Raw genomic sequence first — 17,349 nt, forward strand, 5'->3', positions numbered from 1 at the left:
AAAAGGCTGATTACCTATTCCCCACTTCCTGCATACACAAATAAGTTAAAAAATAAAATTGGATTGGTATATTCTCAGTAAGTAAGATTAATTAAACAGTTAATTATTGAAAAATCTGCTAATTTTCCACTCACTCCGTAAAATGCTGTAAATATAATCATCCCATAGTTTACCGTCTAACTCGTGATGTTCTCTTAAAATTCCATCTCTATGAAAACCGAGCTTGTCAAGTAGTTTAACTGAACCAATGTTGAAAGCAGCAGTCTGACAATATAATTTGTTGAGTTCTGTTGTTGTCAACAGGTAATCGATGGCAGTAATCAACATTTTTGTTCCTAGACCCTGTTTTCGCAATTTTGGGTTGATGGTATATCCAAATTCTGCCGAACGATTTCGTGGGTTAATATCAAAATATCTGAATTTTCCTACAGGTTCTTCTAATCCATCTATGAAGAAAGCAAAAACTATTGCTTTATCACTTATGGTAATTCTTTGACCGTCAATAATCGGACGGCATGTTTTTGTTTCTAGGCGGTCAAATTTACCCCAGTCATTAAAGGCTATCTGGTGTTCAGGAGTTGCAGGTTCAATCCACATAATTAATTTGCCTACGCAGACTAGTACCGCAAAGCGGAAGTCAAAAGTCAAAAGGAATATAGCGTAAGAGTTTCGTTGATTTGGAATGGGTGGTTTATTTTCGCCGTGCTGTACTAGCAGAAAATCAAGCTTTTTTAGATGTTGCCAGAAAGTTTAAAGCAGAGTAGTAAGCTGTTCCACATTTAAATTGCATCATTGCGGCGGGCAAGATGCCCACCCCACAAGAGTTATATAAATTTTAGATATGCAAACTAGATGTGGTTTAGCTTAACTGGCGTGCGACTTCCAGTCATCTTGGTATCTAAGACAATGTTACTGAATGTCTTTTTAATAGCAACTCCTCTGTTTGTAGCTGGACAAAAGTACTCTTGACGAATTCTGCGATCTCTATTCGATTCCCACCGGGATCGCGGAGGAAAAACCGCACGCATCCTGGGAGCGGTCGTTGATCGGGAATAATTTCTACCCCATGTCCTTTTAGGTGTTCCTCAAAGGCGTTCAAGTTATCGACTTGAAAACAATAATGCCGTCTAGATCCTTGGTTATTGGTGTTTTTCTCTGTACTAATGTGCAGCTCAATGTCTCCCAACTTGTACCACGCTCCTGAATCGTTTTTGATTACCTCAGGTCTGGGAATTTCAGTCAATCCCAAAACTTTGCTGTAGAAAAACAGCATTGCATCCTCCACCTCAAGAGGATAAGTTACCTGAATATGATGAACTGCATTAAGCTTCATAAATTTTTTTCCTAGTTTGGGTTAAATTTGGCAACTCTACAATCAATCACCTATGCGACAAGCTTTCCCATACTGATGCGTTCTTCGACGAGATAGCCAAGTTTTCTATAAAACTCAACTACTTCTGCGTTGGAGACACGAACTTGGAGATTGATTTTGAGGCATCCCATCGCTATCAATACCTTCTCTGCGTGTCGCACTAGCTTGCTACCAATACCCTGCCGTTGATAGTGAGGACTGACCGCAACTGTGTATAGCCAACCGCGATGCCCGTCATATCCTGCCATTATAGTGCCTATAATTACAGAGTTAATCTCCGTAACGAAAAACAACTCAGGCTGTACAGCAAGTTTCTGACTGATTACCAATTTTGGGCTGCTGTGCGATGGGTTATTAGGAAACACCTCATCCCACAGAGCACTTACTGATTCAACATCAGATTCTTGATATAGTCTGATATTCATCTACATCTCTAAATCAAAGGACTTGCCTTTGCCTATGGTTTGTGAAATACTACTCTATAAACTACGGTAAATCGGTAAATTTTAAGTAATATAAGTACAAAACTTACCATAAAACATTTCGTCCTCAAAGCAATTACAGGCTAATCCCTAAGATGACAAACACAGAAATTCGCACCGCTCAAGTTAAAGTCCCTAACGGTGATTTGCAAATAGATGCTTACTTAGCTGAACCAGCACAAAAGGGAACCTTCCCAGCTGTTATCGTGATTCAGGAAATCTTTGGCGTCAATATTCACATTCGGGAAGTTGCTGAGAAATTTGCCAAAGAGGGGTATGTGGCGATCGCACCGACTTTATTTCAACGCACCGCTCCCGGTTTTGAGGGTGGATACACGCCTGAAGATGTCCAGCAAGGAAGAGGGTATAAGGAGCAGACAACAGCAGATGAAATATTGAGTGATATTAAAGCTGCGATCGCCTATTTAAAAACTCTACCAAATGTGCAAGGAGATGCGATCGGCTCCATTGGTTTCTGCTTTGGCGGCCACGTCGTTTACCTAGCTGCCACATTACCAGATATTAAAGTTACAGCTTCCTTCTATGGTGGCGGTATTCCCAACTCAACTCCCGGCGGTGGAGAACCAACGATCACCCGTACTCCTGATATTAAAGGCCCCATTTACGCATTCTTTGGTCTTGAAGATAAAGGAATCCCCTTGGAGCAAACAGAGCAGATCGAGGCGGAACTGAAGAAATATCAGATTCCTCATGCTGTCTTCCGCTATCCTGGTGCAGAACACGGCTTTTTCTGCAACCATCGCGCCAGCTACAATGCCGAAGCTGCTGCCGATGCTTGGAAAAACGTTCAAGAACTGTTCCAAAAAAACCTTCAGCTTCAAAAAGTCTAAATCTTTGAGTTAGGAGCAATACGCGCTTTGGGCACACAGATGTGCGCCTCTACTGAACGTCGGCAAATATTAGCCAAATAGTCAAAAGCAAATAAAAATAAAGTATCACATCGATGATTACCGCCTTCAAACAGCCACGAGTTAACATTTTCCAACGTTTTTCACTATTTCTATTACCTGGATTATTAACAATCTCAACAACTTTAATTAGTTGCTCAGTCCAAACCGCAAACTCAGAAAATCAAGCCACTGGTTTGAAAACCAAAGTTGTCCGAATGGGATATCAAAGTTCTGGGGATATTGTCAGACTAAAAGGATTGATAGAAAAGCGTCTACAGCCTTTAGGTGTTTCCGTCGAATGGGCGCAATTTGCCGCAGGGCCACAACTGATGGAAGCTATGAATGTGGGTAGGGTTGATATTGGCTCTGTAGGCGAAACTCCCCCGATATTTGCCCAAGCGGCTGGGACATCTTTAGTCTACGTTGCTAGTAATAAACCCAGCACTGGTAAAGGAAGCGGAATTCTAGTTCAAAATAATTCAACAATTCGCACGTTGGCCGACCTCAAAGGTAAAAAAGTAGTTTTTCAAAAGGGTTCTGCTTCCCATTACTTATTAATAAAAGCTTTGGAAGAGGCTGGTTTGAAATATAGTGATGTTCAAGCCATTAGTCTCCCACCTTCAGAAGCCCGTGATGCTTTTATTCAAGGAAAAATTGATGCCTGGGTAACTTGGGACCCTTATTTAGCGGTGGCACAAAAAAAGGCAAATGCTCGTGTTTTGAGAGATGCTAGTGGCATTTCTACTCAGGGCGGATATTACATGGCGGCGCGAAAGTTTGCCACAGAAAATCCGAAATTAGTGCGATTAGTTCTTGAAGAGATAGATAACACAGGTCAATGGGCTGAGAAAAACCGAGCAGAAGTTGTAAAACTTACTATTCCTCACCTCAAAATTGATGAAGATATTTTAACAACAATGGTTGAAAGGCGAACTTCTGGCTTAAGACCAATTACGCCAGAAATCATGAAAAATCAACAGAAGATAGCTGATTTGTTTGCCAAAGAAAAAGTTATTCCTAAACCAATTAGTATCAAGGAAGCGATGCTAACTAGTGAAGAATATGCAGCCATTACACCAGAAACTATCAGTCAGAAATAGCGCCAGGAGATAGGAACATGGAAGTTTTTTGGTATTTACCTACACAGGGAGACGAGCGTTATTTAGGTACTACAATTGGCAGGCGGCCGGCGACTTATCCTTATATGCAGCAAATAGCTCAAGCTGTTGATAAATTGGGCTATGGTGGGATGTTAATTGGTACTGGACAAAAACAGGATACCTGGATTGTAGCTACTTCGTTAATTTCAGTTACGGAACGCTTGCGGTTTCTCGTAGCTTTCCGTCCAGCAATTATGTCGCCTTCCTTGGCAGTTAGAATGGCTGCTACTTTTGACCAGATTTCTAACGGTCGAATCATTCTGAATGTTGTCACTGGTGGTGATACAAAAGAACTTGCTAAAGATGGGATTTTCTTAGATCACGATCAGCGTTATGAACTCACAGATGAGTTTTTGACAATTTGGCGATCGCTCATGCAAGGTGAAGAAGTAACCTATAGTGGTCGTCATCTAAAAGTTAAAGGCGCTAAACTCCAATTTCCTCCCGTACAAAAGCCTTACCCCACCTTATATTTTGGTGGTTCTTCAGATGCTGCGCTCCAAGTTGCTGCTAAACATATTGATGTGTATTTAACTTGGGGTGAACCACCAGATCAAGTTGCTCAAAAGATTGCAAAGGTACGCCGATTAGCAGCAGAACAAGGTAGAACAGTCCGCTTTGGGATTCGGATGCACGTTATAGTGCGTGAAACTACGCAAAAAGCTTGGGATGCAGCTAATGAACTGATTCAGTATGTGGATGATGAAACCATAGCTGCTGCACATCGGCGGTTTGCTCAATCTGAATCAGAAGGACAACGCCGCATGGCCCAACTGCATAAGGGTAATCGCCAAAACTTAGAAATTAGCCCCAACTTATGGGCAGGTGTTGGCTTAGTGCGTGGGGGTGCTGGGACTGCCTTAGTCGGAGATGCAGAGACAGTTGCAGCGCGAATGCTGGAATATGCCGATTTAGGAATTGATACCTTCGTTTTCTCAGGGTATCCCCATCTCGAAGAAGCCTATCGAGTCGCTGAATTAGTGTTTCCCCACTTGCCACTGCAAACTCCTGCGATTGCATTACCGCAGCAGGTTGCAAGTACATTCAGTGAATTTGTTACCAAAACAGATTTACTCAAACCACAGCCTGTATAAGCAATCCAAAATTCATACATTCAAAATTCAAAAAAGCATGAGTACGAAAAAACCTCAACTTAGACTAGGTGCATTCTTGCCAAGCACTGGCCATCATGTTGCGTCATGGCGGCACCCTGAAGCCCAAGCTGACGGTGGTTTGAACTTTCAACATTATAAAAGGCTGGCACAGACGGCAGAACGCGGCAAATTTGACATGATCTTCTTTGCCGACGGCGTGGCTGTGCGCGATCGCAATCAAAGCGCTGACGTTTTGAGCCGCAATGGTAAACTCGTCCACTTTGAACCTCTCACCCTGTTGTCGGCTCTGTCTGTGGTGACGGAAAACATTGGTTTGACGGCGACAGTATCGACTACATACAACGAGCCTTATCACCTCGCCCGCAAGTTTGCATCACTAGATTATCTCAGCGGCGGTCGTGCCGGTTGGAATCTCGTGACTTCTGCCACTGAAGCTGAAGCGCTGAACTTCAATCAGGAAAAGCACATGGAGCATACGCTACGTTATGAGCGTGCCAAAGAGTTTGTGGATGTTGTCACCAAGCTCTGGGATAGTTGGGAGGATGATGCCTTCTTACATGATAAAGAGTCAGGTATTTACTTCGATCCAAATAAACTCCACGTTCCCAACCACAAAGGCGAGCATTTTTCAGTGCGCGGCCCGCTAAATGTGGCGCGTCCCATCCAGGGTTATCCAGTGATCATTCAAGCTGGATCTTCCGAGGATGGTAAGGATCTTGCTGCACAAACTGCGGAGGTAATTTTCACTGCCCAGCAGACTCTGGCAGAAGCTCAGGCATTTTATACAGATGTGAAGGGGAGACTGGCTCAATACGGACGCTCACCTGACCATCTTAAGATTATGCCTGGTGTATTCCCAGTCATCGGCAAAACTGAGCAAGAAGCTAAGGATAAATTCGATCAGATTCAGGAGTTGATCGATCCGGTAGTCGGCTTAAATTTGCTTGGCTCGATGATCGGTGGATTTGACCTGTCCGGCTATCCATTGGACGGGCCGTTGCCGGATTTACCAGAGACTAACGGCGGTAAAAGCCGTCAGCAACTTTTGACTGACCTGGCTCGTAGAGAGAATTTAACGATTCGACAACTGTATTTATGGATAGCTGGAGCGCGTGGGCATCGTCAAATTTTGGGCACACCAGAACACATTGCCGATCAACTAGAAGATTGGTTTGTCAATGGCGGGGCAGATGGCTTTAATATCATGCCGCCTTGGTTGCCCGGAGGATTGGATGAGTTTGTTGACTTGGTAATTCCTGAATTGCAACGTCGCGGTCTGTTCCGCACAGAGTATGAAGCACGAACCCTGCGCGAAAATCTTGGTTTACCTCGTCCGGTAAATCAGTTTAGCAAAGTTGCTACTCGTGAAGTGGCGATCGCCTAATTTTTTATCAAGCCACTTTTGCAGCAAAAAGGCTCAAGCATTCCTGCCTGAGCCACAACTAAATTCAATTTATAGACTAGCTTTAAGAGCTATATCTCTGAATCTTAGTAACGATTGCCGAAGCTATTGTTTCCCCGATTTCCACCAAAGGAACCTCTGTCTTCTCTGGGTTTAGCTTTGTTCACCTTGAGGTCACGTCCCATCCACTCAGCACCATCAAGAGCTTCAATGGCAGCTGTTTCTTCAGCATCTGTGCCCATTTCCACAAAACCAAAGCCGCGCATACGACCTGTCTCACGGTCGGTCGGTAGCTGAACCCGCTTTACAGAACCATATTCTGCAAACACAGAATTCAAACCTTCTTCTGTAACTTCGTAAGAAAGATTGCCTACATAAACTGACATAAATTGTCTCCCAAATCATAGATGTGTAGAGTTTTAGATTTCGGAGAAAAGTCTGTGAATACCAAAAGGAAAAAGCCTGTCAATAATAAAAACAAACGCGGTCGCCGAATTAATTCTCACTTTTTATTATGACATAGCAGCTAAATATTTAGTGGGAGTTGATAAAACTGTTATTAAAAGTAATGTAAGCAATTCATAGCTAAGTAAGCGGACTTAATTAGAGGTTGTTTGAAAAGTCTAATTTATTACTTGCCTTGGCGACTAGAAGTCGCGGCTACACAGACAAAACCCACCTCCGTGGGTTAAAAACCTTGATTTTTCGTTAGTCCACGGAGGTGGACTTCCTTTGTGTAGTAGCGAATTCTATTCGCCCAATACTTTTCAAACATCCTCTTAAACGTAAAAGAATAATTTTTGCTGTCTTGGTACGTTATGGCAACCTACACGTACTAAGACAATAATGTATACTAAGCAATTCACTCAGGCTGGATATCTGAGCATCTGGAATACAAATAAAGTTTCCCTACAAGCCTTCTTAGGAACCTATACCAATGTTGTCGCAGTATTTAATGTTAGGAAAAGCATTTCATAATTGTAATCGTCATTCATTTTTCCAGAATGATTCCGCTTGTAGTAAGGGCTACCCTACGGGAACGCTTCGCGAACAGCCCTGCTTTTATGCAACTTAAATGCTCATTATTATCAGAATGTCCTATTGCAGATAAATCTATGGAAAATTATATACAAATGTTAAGTAGCTAATGGCAACACCAAGTTAAACGCGAAGTAGTAAGAGTCCACTTCTTAAAGCTTCATTCCACAGAGATGATTTTTGAATTTCTAGTAAAGAAAGAGCTGAATTTACAGGTAGGGGTAGCTCTTGGTGCAGAGATAGTTGCCACCAGCCGACATCGTGCCACTCACTAAATTTATACCCTACTCTGCAAAATACACCTACAGGCAAAAATCCGACAGCCTCATGCACAGCGACACTTGCGGGATTCGGTAAAGCGATCGCAGCAAAAACGTTGTAATATCCTTGGAGTTGCAGCAACCGAAAAAGAGAAGTATACAAGGCTTTCGCAACTCCCTTTCTACGATGCTCAACATTGACGTACACGGATGATTCTACAGACCATTGGTAAGCGGCACGAGTCCGGTAGGGAGTAGCATAGGCATAACCTAGAAGCTCACCGTTAATTTCACACACTAGCCAAGGCATCTGCTGTTGATAATTCTGGATGCGCCCCTCAAATTCCGTTTTACTGGGAGGCTCTATCTCAAAGGAAATTGAAGTTTCCCGCACAACTGGCGCATAAATTGCCAGCATTTTTAAGGCATCACTTTCATTAGCTAGTCTGATTGTAGCCTTCACAGCACATCCTTTTTGGGCTAAAAATCAATTATGCAAACTCAACATACTCAATAATGCTTCCATCAGGATGCATGGCTCGCATATTGACTCCAGTGGGAACTTTGTTAGGTTCGGCCAGAATCACTGCACCCTGCTGAATAAGTGCTTCTCGAAAATCATTGAGTGAGTCAACGAGAAATGTTGCATGTGTACTCTTGAATGAAGAGAGTGCTTCTGCCGAACCAGCAATTAAAAGAATAGAACCCACACCTGCGAGTTCCAACTCAGCCTCGGAATATTGAAACCACAACCAACATTTTTCTGTAAAGAGGTTTTCATAGAAAGCGATCGCCTCATCCAAATCTATCGGACTAAGATAGACTCTAGTTAGTACTTTAAGAATTTGCATTGCAAACGGTCTATTGGGCAGCTAGTGGATTTTACTGTGCTTGCTCGGCAATCATAGTTAACTAAGATTAATCAATAAATAGCCTATCTTCAATTTAAAAAAGGTTTTCAACTTTCTGTTCACCTAGCTCTAGATAACGTTGTTCGCTGTAAATCAAAATACATTTCATTTTTACTCCTTTAGCCCCACATCAGTCATCTGTATAGTTATTACAAATATATATACATGATCAAGCATCAGTACAGAACTTAAGGAGTGTGTCATGGAAAATAGTCGGATGAAGCTTCCTCATACCATGTTGAATTGATGTCTCCACCAGAAAAAATAGGTCTGATACTCGCATAGCATTGAGGTGATACTGAATAAGTGGGGTATAGTGAGAATTAAGAACTATTTAAACCTTACTCTCATGTGTAGAGATAAAATAGTTATCTGTCACCTTAACCTCAGCCTGAAAAACTGCTTTTTTTAGCTTGTCTTGAAGTTGATCAGGCTAATAAAAAATTTTGAGAATCTGAAATTATTGGTCATTATTACTCAGAGGAAATAGCTGAGAGCGATTAATTACAATCACTTCTTCAGAGGCATCGATCGCAGTAATTTTTTTAACGATAATCAAAAGCTCCTGCGTCCAGATACCTGTTCCACATGCTAACTCTAAAATATCATCCACCACGCCAATTTTATATAATGCATTTTTGATAATAGTTACTTCATGAAACCAGCGCTGGTTAATTTAGGGGCTGCGATCATAGCGTCCTTTCCTATAGAACCACTTATCATATTCGTTGGCTCTAGCGCGATAGTACTCAATCTGTTGTTCAAGAATATTATCTGTCATCATGCGCTTTTTGATCCCATTAAGTTTAGATTTGACGTTGCTAAGACTTTTAGGGAAAATTTTTTCTTCAGCAAATCAACTTGCATTTTAGCTTTAATTATGTGATATTTTTATCATTCCATAATCATACGGTAAATCAATAAGCTTGCCGGAGTTATACCGTAAGTTTGCTGAAGTGTGATATTAATTTACCCTTGAAAGCAGAGTGATGATGTTGACTAAGTTCTTTCCAACCCGACTGTTGGGTATGGCTTTTGCCTTCCTGCAAAGGTTCCAACAACGAAGAATCCGCACTTTTTCTCTACTGTTTGCAGTGGGACTTAGTTTAACTTTGGCTGTCTCTGCTTGTTCTCCAAGCGCAAGCGACAACTCTGGCACACCGCAGACAACCCAAGCCCCGAGTCCAGCAACTAGCAATACCACAGTTCGCATAGGCTACCAGAAAGCGTCAACTGTCCTCTATGCGCTGAAGGGGAGAGGGGAATTAGAGAAAGCCTTTGCAGCTTCAGGATCTTCCGTAACTTGGGCGGAATTTCCGGCTGGCCCCCCACTTTTAGAGGCATTGAATGCAGGCAGCATTGATTTTGGCTATACCGGAGAATCACCACCTATATTTGCTCAAGCTGGGGGTATTCCTTTGGTTTATGTTGCCTACGATCCTTGGAGTCCCAAGGCTGAAGCCATTCTGGTGCCCAAGGATTCACCTATTAAAAGTGTGGCTGAACTCAAGGGCAAAAAAGTTGCTTTTGCCAAAGGTTCTAATGCTAATTACCTATTGGTGAAAGCACTGGAAAAAGCAGGGGTACAGTACAGTGACATCCAACAAGTAACTCTCACTCCCGCCGATGCTCGTGCTGTTTTTGAGAGAAAAAACGTTGATGCTTGGGCAATTTGGGACCCTTACTTAGCCGCAGCACAAGCAGCAACGGGCGCACGCACTTTAATAGACGCGACGGGATTAGCTCCCAATCGTGGTTATTATCTGGCTGCAAAATCTTTTGTTGATGCCAAGCCAGATGCCTTGAAAATAGTTCTCGATCAGGTAAAGAAAGTTAGTGAATGGGCAAAGAATAATCCTAGTGAAGTTGCTAAATTTCTTTCCCCAGCTTTGGGTATAGATGCTCCTGTGTTGGAAATCGCAGAAAAGCGGCGTGAGTATGATATACTTCCGCTCACAGATGAAGTGATTACGAAACAACAAGAGGTTGCAGATACCTTCTACAAGATTAAATTGATCCCAAAAGAAATCAAAGTTAAGGAAATTGTTTGGCAAGGCAAATTGAATAAATAGACGAGTCGCAATATGAAAGAGTGGTACAAGGACGATCTCGCATATATCCATGATGTCGGTTATAGTAATTACGCTCTCAAATCTGCTCTCGGCATTATAGAAATCCTGCATCGAAGCGAAATCCGGGATGGGCTAGTGGTAGATTTGGGGTGTGGAAGTGGATTATCAGCGCAAGAACTCACGAAGGCTAATTATCGTGTTCTCGGAATTGATATCTCTCAGTCAATGATTGAAATCGCTCGCAAAAGAGTGCCAGATGCAGAGTTCCGAGTCGAATCATTTTTCAAAGCTGAAATTTCACCGTGTCATGCCGTAATATCGATCAGTGAATGCTTTAATTACTTGTTTGATCCAGATCCCCATCTTCAAATGCTGGTTGATCTGTTTGACCGCATATACAACGCTTTAGCTTCTGGAGGTGTCTTAATTTTCGATATTGCAGAGCCAGGACAGATTGCACCGGGAATTACAACTAAGGGATTCAATGAAGGAGAGGATTGGATAGTACTTGTTGAAAAAAAGGAGGATCAAAAGGAGAGGATACTTACCCGTAGAATTATCACCTTTCGTAAAGTGGGAGAACACTACAGGCGGGATGATGAAGTACACTATCAGCAGTTATATGAAGCGACAGATATTGCAGAAAAACTTCGTCAAGTTGGTTTCCAAGTTGAGATTGTGCGTAGTTATGGTGAGTACAATCTGCCCAAAGCTCATGCTGCATTCATTGCCCATAAATCTGTATGAGACTACAACAAAATATGCGCGATTTTAGTAAGAAAATCAAACGAAAAGAATTACAGATTTTATTGTAAAGATGTAAAACGAATAATATAAATAGTAAAATATATATGATTTTAGCATACATTTGCGCTGAATGGCTGGGGTTAAATAATTCGTAATTCGTAATTCGTAATTCGTAATTCGTAATGGGCAACTCTTAGAGACGCTAAACGCGAACGCCCCGCAACGCTTTCGTAAATTTTGTTTTGTAATGGGGATTTAACCCCAACACAAAACTTGCGTGATTTTTGAACCGGGGGACTTAAACCCACGGACAGGAGTTAAATATTATAGCTTCTGGTTGTAATAAACTAGAAAATTATTCATCACTGATTAACTCTAAAATTTATTATGTCTTTTTTAGATAATAAAAACCGATTTTTAAGTAAGTTTAATAGCCGACATTCAAATGCTAGCCAGTTAAGCTGGCTAATGATATCTAGCATCTTTTTATTTATAGGAAGTCGTGGTGGTGTGGCGCAAGTCAGAACAGCACCTAAGGCTGGATTCACACTGCAACTTTTACATACTTCCGACCAAGAAGCAGGGGTTCTTGCGCTGAAGGATGTACCAAACTTTTCTGCGGTGTTGAATGCACTCAAAAATCAAGATGCAAATCGTGACGGCAAGCCTGATTATCCTAATACCTTAATCCTTTCATCTGGAGATGCCTATATTCCCAGCCCTTTTTTATTTGCCAGTGACACAGTTTTTGGTGGACAGGGAAGAGGAGATATTTTAATTTTAAATGCTCTTGGGTTTGGTGCGATCGCATTTGGCAATCACGAATTTGACTTAGGTACGGGTCTTGTTGCTGACTTAATCCGACCTAAAGAAGATTACCCAGGTACAAAGTTTCCCTATCTCAGTACAAATCTAGACTTCAGCACTGATAAAGACCTGGCAAACTTAGTTACTGCTGATGGACAAGAAGCAAGTAAAATTCCTAATAAGATTGCGCGTAGCACCATTATTACCCTCAATGGTGAAAAAATTGCTGTAGTTGGGGCGACAACTCCGACACTGCGGACTATTTCCTCTCCCGGTGGTGTGACTGTGTTGCCTAAAGAATTTAATGACCGTGATGCCGCAGACATCGCCGCCTTAGCTGCTGAAATTCAAACTTCTGTCGATGCGTTGCTGACAAAAAACCCAAAGATTAATAAAGTCATTCTGTTGGCGCACATGCAGCAAATTGCGATTGAGCAAAAGCTAGCAGGATTACTCAAGGGAGTAGATATTATCGTTGCTGGTGGTTCCAATACCTTATTAGCCGACAAAACAGACCGTCTGCGAGTGGGTGATAAATCTGCTGGAACTTACCCAATCCTCAAAAAAGCAGCAGATGGTAATCCGATAGCCGTAGTTAATACTGATGGAAACTATCGCTATGTTGGTCGTCTAGTAGTTAACTTTGATGCCAATGGAGTGATTATTCCGTTTAGTATTGACTCCAAAATCAGTGGTGCTTATGCTACTGATTCCAAAGGTGTAGCTGCTGTAGGTGCGAAACCTGACCCGAAAGTTGTCGCCATTACAGAGGCACTTAAAAAAGTAATTATTGCCCAAGATGGTCAGATTTTCGGGAAAACCAACGTTTTCCTCAACGGCTGGCGGGGTGATGTCCGCACACAAGAAACCAATTTAGGGAATTTGACAGCCGAAGCTAATTTAGCGATCGCCAAGCGATACGATCCTAAGACTGTCATTTCTATCAAAAATGGTGGTGGTATCCGTGACAATATCGGTATCTATACCTTTCCCGCAGGTTCGACTCGCTCACAGGATGTTATCAAACTGCCACCTCAAGCAAATCCTGTGGCAGGTAAGAAAGCAAAAGAAATCTCCCAACTTGATATCACAAATGCTTTACGGTTCAACAACGGCTTGACTTTAGTTACTCTGAATGCTGGGGAATTACTGGCGGTGATTGAACATAGTGTAGCAGCGATCGCACCCGGTGCCACCCCTGGCAGTTTTCCCCAAGTAGCGGGATTAGTCTTTAGCTTTGACCCAGACTTGCCAGCAGGTAAGCGTGTCAAGTCCCTTGCTATCAAAGATGGGAAAGGCAAAACTATTGATGTCGTGGTTAAAAATGCAGAGTTAGTGGGTGACTCTAATCGGGTCTTCCGCACTGTTACCCTTAACTTTCTCGCAACTGGTGGTGATGGCTATCCTTTTCCCAAAAGAGAACGGGTTGATTTGACATCAAAAGATGCTGATAAGAGCAAACGCACAGGTTTAGCCACCTTTGCTGCTGATGGTTCGGAGCAAGATGCATTAGCAGAATATCTGGCTGCTAACTTTAAGCAGATTCCATTTGCTCAAGGGGATGTGCCACCCGCCCAAGATACTCGCATTCAAAATCTCAAATTGCGTAAAGATGTGGTGTTATCAGATTAATTATTTGGCTGTAAATAACAAACTCTAACATATTTGTAATATGACCAATCTCAGCGTTAACCTTAACAAAGTCGCTTTACTCAGGAATGCTCGAAATTTTGGTAGACCGAGTGTAATTGAAGCGGCTTTGACCTGCATTAAAGCTGGTGCACAGGGAATCACAGTTCATCCACGCCCAGACCAGCGACATATCAAGCCCGAAGATGTCGATGCACTGGCGCAGATATTGACTGTTGAGTTCAACATAGAAGGTAATCCGTCACCTCAATTTTTAGAGATAGTCAGAAAAATCAAACCAACGCAGTGTACCTTAGTTCCCGATGCACCTGATGCTTTCACATCAGACCACGGATGGGATCTGGCTACAGATGGCTCTTGGCTCAGACCAATCATTCGAGAGCTAAAAGACCTCGGAGTTCGAGTCAGCTTGTTTATGGATACTGACTTAACTCAAATTAAACGTGCTAAAGAGATTGGAAGTGATCGCATTGAGCTATATACAGAACCTTATGCTACAGCTTTTCGTAATGGCAATGTAGAGTCTGTATTTCAAGATTACCAAAAAGCAACACAAAAGGCTCAGGAAATTGGTTTAGGAGTGAACGCTGGGCATGATTTAAATCTGCAAAACTTAGAAAAATTCTGTACAATTTCTGGCATACTTGAAGTGTCTATTGGTCATGCCTTGATTGCCGATGCTTTGGAGGTGGGATTATTTACTGCTGTGCAAGAATATTTAAAAATCTTATCTTTGAACTACGGTTCGCTAAAGTATTCTATTTAATCAAAAAATAACTAACTATTTTTTTTGGCTGCAATGAGCAACTTACAAGATTCAGAAGTCAGACAGTTAAATATGTATAAGTTTGCCCCAGCTTGGGAGAATGAGCAAATAGTATTTGGTTCAATAAAAAAGCAAGTTTTGTGTTGGGGTTAAATCCCCATTACAAAACTTAATTACGAATTACGAATTACGAATTACGAATTACGAATTATTTAATCAGTCTATTGACGAGGTAAATTATATGGCAATGGTTCTAGATAAAGTAGTTCCTTTTGGAAGGTCAATGGATGAATATATAAAAATATTCAATTTAAAAAACGCAGATTTAAATAAAAGCATTATTGGGATTGGGGATGGCCCGGCAAGCTTTAATGCAGAAATGACACGTCAGGGTAAAAGTGTAGTTTCTGTTGATCCACTCTACCAATTTTCCGGTGATGAGATATTGCAAAGATTTAATGAAGTGGTAGATAACATCATTAACCAAGTCAAGGCTACATCGAATGATTGGGTATGGAGCTATCATAAATCTCCAGATGATTTGCGACACAATCGAGTGAAAGTTATTCAAGAATTTCTGTCTGATTATGAAATTGGTAAAAAGTCTAATAGATACACAGTCGGTGAATTGCCAAAGTTGGCATTTAAAAATCAAGAATTTGACATAGCCCTTTGTTCACATCTATTGTTTTTATATTCAGACCATCTCAATTACGATTTTCACCTAGATTCTATAGGTGAGATGCTGCGTATTGCTAAAGAAGTCCGAATATTTCCCCTCATAACTTTAATGTGGAAACATTCACAACATTTAGATGAAATCGTAAAATATTACACTGCAATGGGTTACAAGATAGATATTGAAAAGGTTGAATACGAATTACAGCCTGGTGGAAATAAAATGTTGAAGATAACCAGAGATATTAATGTAATTCGTAATTCGTAATTCATAATTCGTAATTCGTTGTATTTGTGATAGCTACAATCTATTTATCACCCGGCTGCGCCGTCGCCACTTTCCAAGGGGGGACTAATAAAGCGCACCTTAGTAGAGAATTGGTATAACCATTACGGTGGAATTTCATAACCATCCGGTGTATAAGATTATTAGGCATATTATTCGGCAAACATTTCAGCTAAGGTATCTAAAACTGCTTTTTGTTCATCAGAGTCAATCTGACCTAGCTTTTTGACTAATCGAGTTTTGTCAATTGTACAAATTTGATCTAAAACGATTTGCCCATCCTTGCCCTGAAACTGACAAGCAACACGAGTCGGATAAGACTGTCCTTTAGTTGTCATCGGAGCAACAATAACCGTGGCAATATATTTATTCATCTCATCTGGTGAAATTACTACACAGGGTCTTGTCTTCTGAATCTCACTGCCAATCGTTGGGTCGAGGTTAACCAAAAACACATCAAATCGATTGACTACCACTCCCACTCTAGATCCTCCCACTCTGTAGTTACGGCATCATCGAGCAGTGCATCGTCGTGTTGCTTCGCCATTGTTGCAAATGCTTCATCCCACCCCTTGCGCGATTGAGAGGCAGCACGGACAATTAGGTGACAATCTTGAATTTCAATTTCCACCTCTTCACCAATACCACTTTGTTCCAGCAGAAGTTTAGGAATGCGGATACCTTGAGAATTCCCAATTTTAACAATACGGGTTCTAATTGCTGTCCCCATGAGGATACTTATCCTTGATTGTAATTACATTGTGATTACTAATCAGGCTTTTGTCAAGAAGCGCTCAATTTTTCAATAATTTTTAATGCGATCGCCAGATTCTCTAGGTTGATGTGCGTAAGGGTAGCCCATCATAAATATCATTAGCATCTGGGTTTTTATATCGATTACGCTGGCATCATTTCCGGGACTGAATCAGGGGATGCTGGCTCAAAATGTAATACCATAATTTGCTCTGGGCGTAAACCGACAGATTCATAAGTACGGCCGTTGCGTAGGCGTAGCCCGCCGCAGGCATCGCTAAATTCAACCTCAAATGCAGCACCGCCAGCTAATAATTCTACTACTGCGCCAACTTGTTTGACCGAAGAAATGACACTTGTGTAAAAGGGACTGGGGACACAACGACCACGCTCAGTGCATCGCTGGGGATTAGGGATTGGGGACTGGGTGTAAAACCCTTAAAATTATGGTGGTTGCTCATTACCCACCACCAAATTTTAAAAAACTTGTTGCTTGTACCCAGTACCCAGTACCCAGTACTCCTTCTTGCGTTCATCAAGAACACCAACTTTTATGTATGGTGGGGGACTCCGACGCTCGTTCCTCGGCTTAGCTACGCTATCGCCGCGACCTGGTGATAGCAAAGCGTTAGCGAGTCCGCGAGCGTCTGAACACCTTTATCAGGTTCAATTGCTCGAAATCCCATGCCATTTACATATGCTTAAAAGCCAATTTTGTTTTACCTCATCTGAGTACCCTTTTGGCGGGCTGTAAACATCGATAAATTGACGACCACAATTGACACAAATGTGATTCTGTTTACCTCTTCGCTTTCCATTTTTTCTAATCTCAGTAGACTCACAGTATGGACACTGCACAGTATAACCCCTCAATTCATCCCTTTATTATGCAACGCCAATTAATAAATATTTTGGCTCGTTCCCAGATTCAACGAAGAG

The 17,349-nt window shown here is 41.8% G+C and carries 18 protein-coding genes and 2 pseudogenes; 9 read left to right on the forward strand and 11 right to left on the reverse strand.

Annotated elements, in window-relative coordinates; all coding sequences use genetic code 11:
• Window positions 1-99: 99 nt before the first annotated feature.
• From LC653_RS08150 to LC653_RS08160, 3 genes are all read right to left on the reverse strand, one after another.
• Window positions 100-597 carry a GNAT family N-acetyltransferase gene (locus LC653_RS08150; protein WP_229494004.1) on the reverse strand — a complete coding sequence of 166 codons (498 nt, stop codon included), beginning with the start codon at window positions 595-597 and terminating at the stop codon, window positions 100-102.
• Window positions 598-898: 301 nt separating this feature from the next.
• Window positions 899-1,333: a VOC family protein gene (locus tag LC653_RS08155; RefSeq protein ID WP_229494006.1), complete on the reverse strand. Its 435-nt coding sequence runs from the start codon at window positions 1,331-1,333 to the stop codon at window positions 899-901.
• A 50-nt stretch (window positions 1,334-1,383) separates the two neighbouring features.
• Window positions 1,384-1,797, reverse strand: a complete 414-nt coding sequence (locus tag LC653_RS08160) for a GNAT family acetyltransferase (RefSeq protein ID WP_229494008.1) — start codon at window positions 1,795-1,797, stop codon at window positions 1,384-1,386.
• 152 nt (window positions 1,798-1,949) lie between these two features.
• On the opposite strand from LC653_RS08160, the gene LC653_RS08165 reads away from it, so the two are divergent.
• The 4 genes from LC653_RS08165 (at window position 1,950) to LC653_RS08180 (ending at window position 6,424) form a co-directional block, all read left to right on the forward strand.
• Window positions 1,950-2,705, forward strand: a complete 756-nt coding sequence (locus LC653_RS08165; RefSeq protein WP_229494010.1) for a dienelactone hydrolase family protein — start codon at window positions 1,950-1,952, stop codon at window positions 2,703-2,705.
• A 113-nt stretch (window positions 2,706-2,818) separates the two neighbouring features.
• Complete coding sequence (locus tag LC653_RS08170; RefSeq protein ID WP_229494012.1) at window positions 2,819-3,865, forward strand: sulfonate ABC transporter substrate-binding protein; 1,047 nt, start codon at window positions 2,819-2,821, stop codon at window positions 3,863-3,865.
• Between the two features lie 17 nt (window positions 3,866-3,882).
• A complete protein-coding gene (ssuD, locus tag LC653_RS08175) occupies window positions 3,883-5,019 on the forward strand; it encodes an FMNH2-dependent alkanesulfonate monooxygenase (RefSeq protein ID WP_229494013.1) in 1,137 nt (378 codons plus the stop codon).
• 37 nt (window positions 5,020-5,056) lie between these two features.
• Window positions 5,057-6,424: an LLM class flavin-dependent oxidoreductase gene (locus tag LC653_RS08180; protein WP_229494015.1), complete on the forward strand. Its 1,368-nt coding sequence runs from the start codon at window positions 5,057-5,059 to the stop codon at window positions 6,422-6,424.
• Between the two features lie 104 nt (window positions 6,425-6,528).
• Here LC653_RS08180 and rbp read toward each other — a convergent pair whose 3' ends face one another.
• From rbp to LC653_RS08200, 4 genes are all read right to left on the reverse strand, one after another.
• Window positions 6,529-6,828 (reverse strand): RNA-binding regulator, encoded by a 300-nt coding sequence (gene rbp / locus LC653_RS08185; RefSeq protein ID WP_100902586.1) that lies wholly within the window; start codon window positions 6,826-6,828, stop codon window positions 6,529-6,531.
• Window positions 6,829-7,603: 775 nt separating this feature from the next.
• Window positions 7,604-8,203 (reverse strand): arsinothricin resistance N-acetyltransferase ArsN1 family B, encoded by a 600-nt coding sequence (locus LC653_RS08190; protein WP_229494017.1) that lies wholly within the window; start codon window positions 8,201-8,203, stop codon window positions 7,604-7,606.
• A gap of 28 nt (window positions 8,204-8,231) precedes the next feature.
• Window positions 8,232-8,591: a VOC family protein gene (locus tag LC653_RS08195; RefSeq protein ID WP_229487261.1), complete on the reverse strand. Its 360-nt coding sequence runs from the start codon at window positions 8,589-8,591 to the stop codon at window positions 8,232-8,234.
• A gap of 520 nt (window positions 8,592-9,111) precedes the next feature.
• Window positions 9,112-9,264, reverse strand: coding sequence for a methyltransferase domain-containing protein (locus LC653_RS08200; protein ID WP_229494018.1), 153 nt, complete (start codon window positions 9,262-9,264; stop codon window positions 9,112-9,114).
• Between the two features lie 379 nt (window positions 9,265-9,643).
• On the opposite strand from LC653_RS08200, the gene LC653_RS08205 reads away from it, so the two are divergent.
• The 5 genes from LC653_RS08205 (at window position 9,644) to LC653_RS08225 (ending at window position 15,639) form a co-directional block, all read left to right on the forward strand.
• Window positions 9,644-10,723, forward strand: coding sequence for a sulfonate ABC transporter substrate-binding protein (locus tag LC653_RS08205; RefSeq protein WP_229494082.1), 1,080 nt, complete (start codon window positions 9,644-9,646; stop codon window positions 10,721-10,723).
• 12 nt (window positions 10,724-10,735) lie between these two features.
• Window positions 10,736-11,470: a class I SAM-dependent methyltransferase gene (locus LC653_RS08210; RefSeq protein ID WP_229494020.1), complete on the forward strand. Its 735-nt coding sequence runs from the start codon at window positions 10,736-10,738 to the stop codon at window positions 11,468-11,470.
• Between the two features lie 387 nt (window positions 11,471-11,857).
• Window positions 11,858-13,909: a bifunctional metallophosphatase/5'-nucleotidase gene (locus tag LC653_RS08215; protein ID WP_229494021.1), complete on the forward strand. Its 2,052-nt coding sequence runs from the start codon at window positions 11,858-11,860 to the stop codon at window positions 13,907-13,909.
• 40 nt (window positions 13,910-13,949) lie between these two features.
• Window positions 13,950-14,693, forward strand: coding sequence for a pyridoxine 5'-phosphate synthase (locus LC653_RS08220; RefSeq protein ID WP_229494023.1), 744 nt, complete (start codon window positions 13,950-13,952; stop codon window positions 14,691-14,693).
• A gap of 241 nt (window positions 14,694-14,934) precedes the next feature.
• On the forward strand, window positions 14,935-15,639 hold the full coding sequence (locus LC653_RS08225; RefSeq protein ID WP_229494025.1) for an SAM-dependent methyltransferase: 705 nt from the start codon (window positions 14,935-14,937) through the stop codon (window positions 15,637-15,639).
• Between the two features lie 170 nt (window positions 15,640-15,809).
• Here the strand turns inward: LC653_RS08225 and LC653_RS08230 are convergent, their stop codons facing one another.
• The 4 genes and pseudogenes from LC653_RS08230 to LC653_RS08245 form a co-directional block, all read right to left on the reverse strand.
• Entirely contained in the window at window positions 15,810-16,133 is a 324-nt protein-coding gene (locus LC653_RS08230) for a type II toxin-antitoxin system PemK/MazF family toxin (protein WP_229494027.1), read from the reverse strand.
• Window positions 16,127-16,387, reverse strand: coding sequence for an AbrB/MazE/SpoVT family DNA-binding domain-containing protein (locus tag LC653_RS08235; RefSeq protein ID WP_229494029.1), 261 nt, complete (start codon window positions 16,385-16,387; stop codon window positions 16,127-16,129). The genes LC653_RS08230 and LC653_RS08235 overlap by 7 nt, the downstream gene beginning before the upstream one ends.
• A gap of 167 nt (window positions 16,388-16,554) precedes the next feature.
• Window positions 16,555-16,746: pseudogene (locus LC653_RS08240) on the reverse strand (DUF4926 domain-containing protein); the annotation flags it as partial.
• 314 nt (window positions 16,747-17,060) lie between these two features.
• A pseudogene (locus tag LC653_RS08245) lies at window positions 17,061-17,268 on the reverse strand (IS1/IS1595 family N-terminal zinc-binding domain-containing protein); the annotation flags it as partial.
• Between the last annotated feature and the right edge of the window lie 81 nt (window positions 17,269-17,349).

Source organism: Nostoc mirabile CHAB5784, assembly GCF_020829645.1.
In the GTDB taxonomy this organism is placed as follows: Bacteria; Cyanobacteriota; Cyanobacteriia; order Cyanobacteriales; family Nostocaceae; genus Nostoc; species Nostoc mirabile.

What these genes read in the sequence shown, in the direction of transcription:
- rbp (WP_100902586.1), bottom strand. Translation starts at nt 6,828, where the DNA reads ATGTCAGTTTATGTAGGCAATCTTTCTTACGAAGTTACAGAAGAAGGT.
- LC653_RS08235 (WP_229494029.1), bottom strand. Translation starts at nt 16,387, where the DNA reads ATGGGGACAGCAATTAGAACCCGTATTGTTAAAATTGGGAATTCTCAA.
- LC653_RS08195 (WP_229487261.1), bottom strand. Translation starts at nt 8,591, where the DNA reads ATGCAAATTCTTAAAGTACTAACTAGAGTCTATCTTAGTCCGATAGAT.
- LC653_RS08180 (WP_229494015.1), top strand. Translation starts at nt 5,057, where the DNA reads ATGAGTACGAAAAAACCTCAACTTAGACTAGGTGCATTCTTGCCAAGC.
- LC653_RS08150 (WP_229494004.1), bottom strand. Translation starts at nt 597, where the DNA reads ATGTGGATTGAACCTGCAACTCCTGAACACCAGATAGCCTTTAATGAC.
- LC653_RS08225 (WP_229494025.1), top strand. Translation starts at nt 14,935, where the DNA reads ATGGCAATGGTTCTAGATAAAGTAGTTCCTTTTGGAAGGTCAATGGAT.
- LC653_RS08155 (WP_229494006.1), bottom strand. Translation starts at nt 1,333, where the DNA reads ATGAAGCTTAATGCAGTTCATCATATTCAGGTAACTTATCCTCTTGAG.
- LC653_RS08210 (WP_229494020.1), top strand. Translation starts at nt 10,736, where the DNA reads ATGAAAGAGTGGTACAAGGACGATCTCGCATATATCCATGATGTCGGT.
- LC653_RS08165 (WP_229494010.1), top strand. Translation starts at nt 1,950, where the DNA reads ATGACAAACACAGAAATTCGCACCGCTCAAGTTAAAGTCCCTAACGGT.
- LC653_RS08215 (WP_229494021.1), top strand. Translation starts at nt 11,858, where the DNA reads ATGTCTTTTTTAGATAATAAAAACCGATTTTTAAGTAAGTTTAATAGC.
- LC653_RS08220 (WP_229494023.1), top strand. Translation starts at nt 13,950, where the DNA reads ATGACCAATCTCAGCGTTAACCTTAACAAAGTCGCTTTACTCAGGAAT.
- LC653_RS08205 (WP_229494082.1), top strand. Translation starts at nt 9,644, where the DNA reads ATGTTGACTAAGTTCTTTCCAACCCGACTGTTGGGTATGGCTTTTGCC.
- LC653_RS08160 (WP_229494008.1), bottom strand. Translation starts at nt 1,797, where the DNA reads ATGAATATCAGACTATATCAAGAATCTGATGTTGAATCAGTAAGTGCT.
- LC653_RS08170 (WP_229494012.1), top strand. Translation starts at nt 2,819, where the DNA reads ATGATTACCGCCTTCAAACAGCCACGAGTTAACATTTTCCAACGTTTT.
- ssuD (WP_229494013.1), top strand. Translation starts at nt 3,883, where the DNA reads ATGGAAGTTTTTTGGTATTTACCTACACAGGGAGACGAGCGTTATTTA.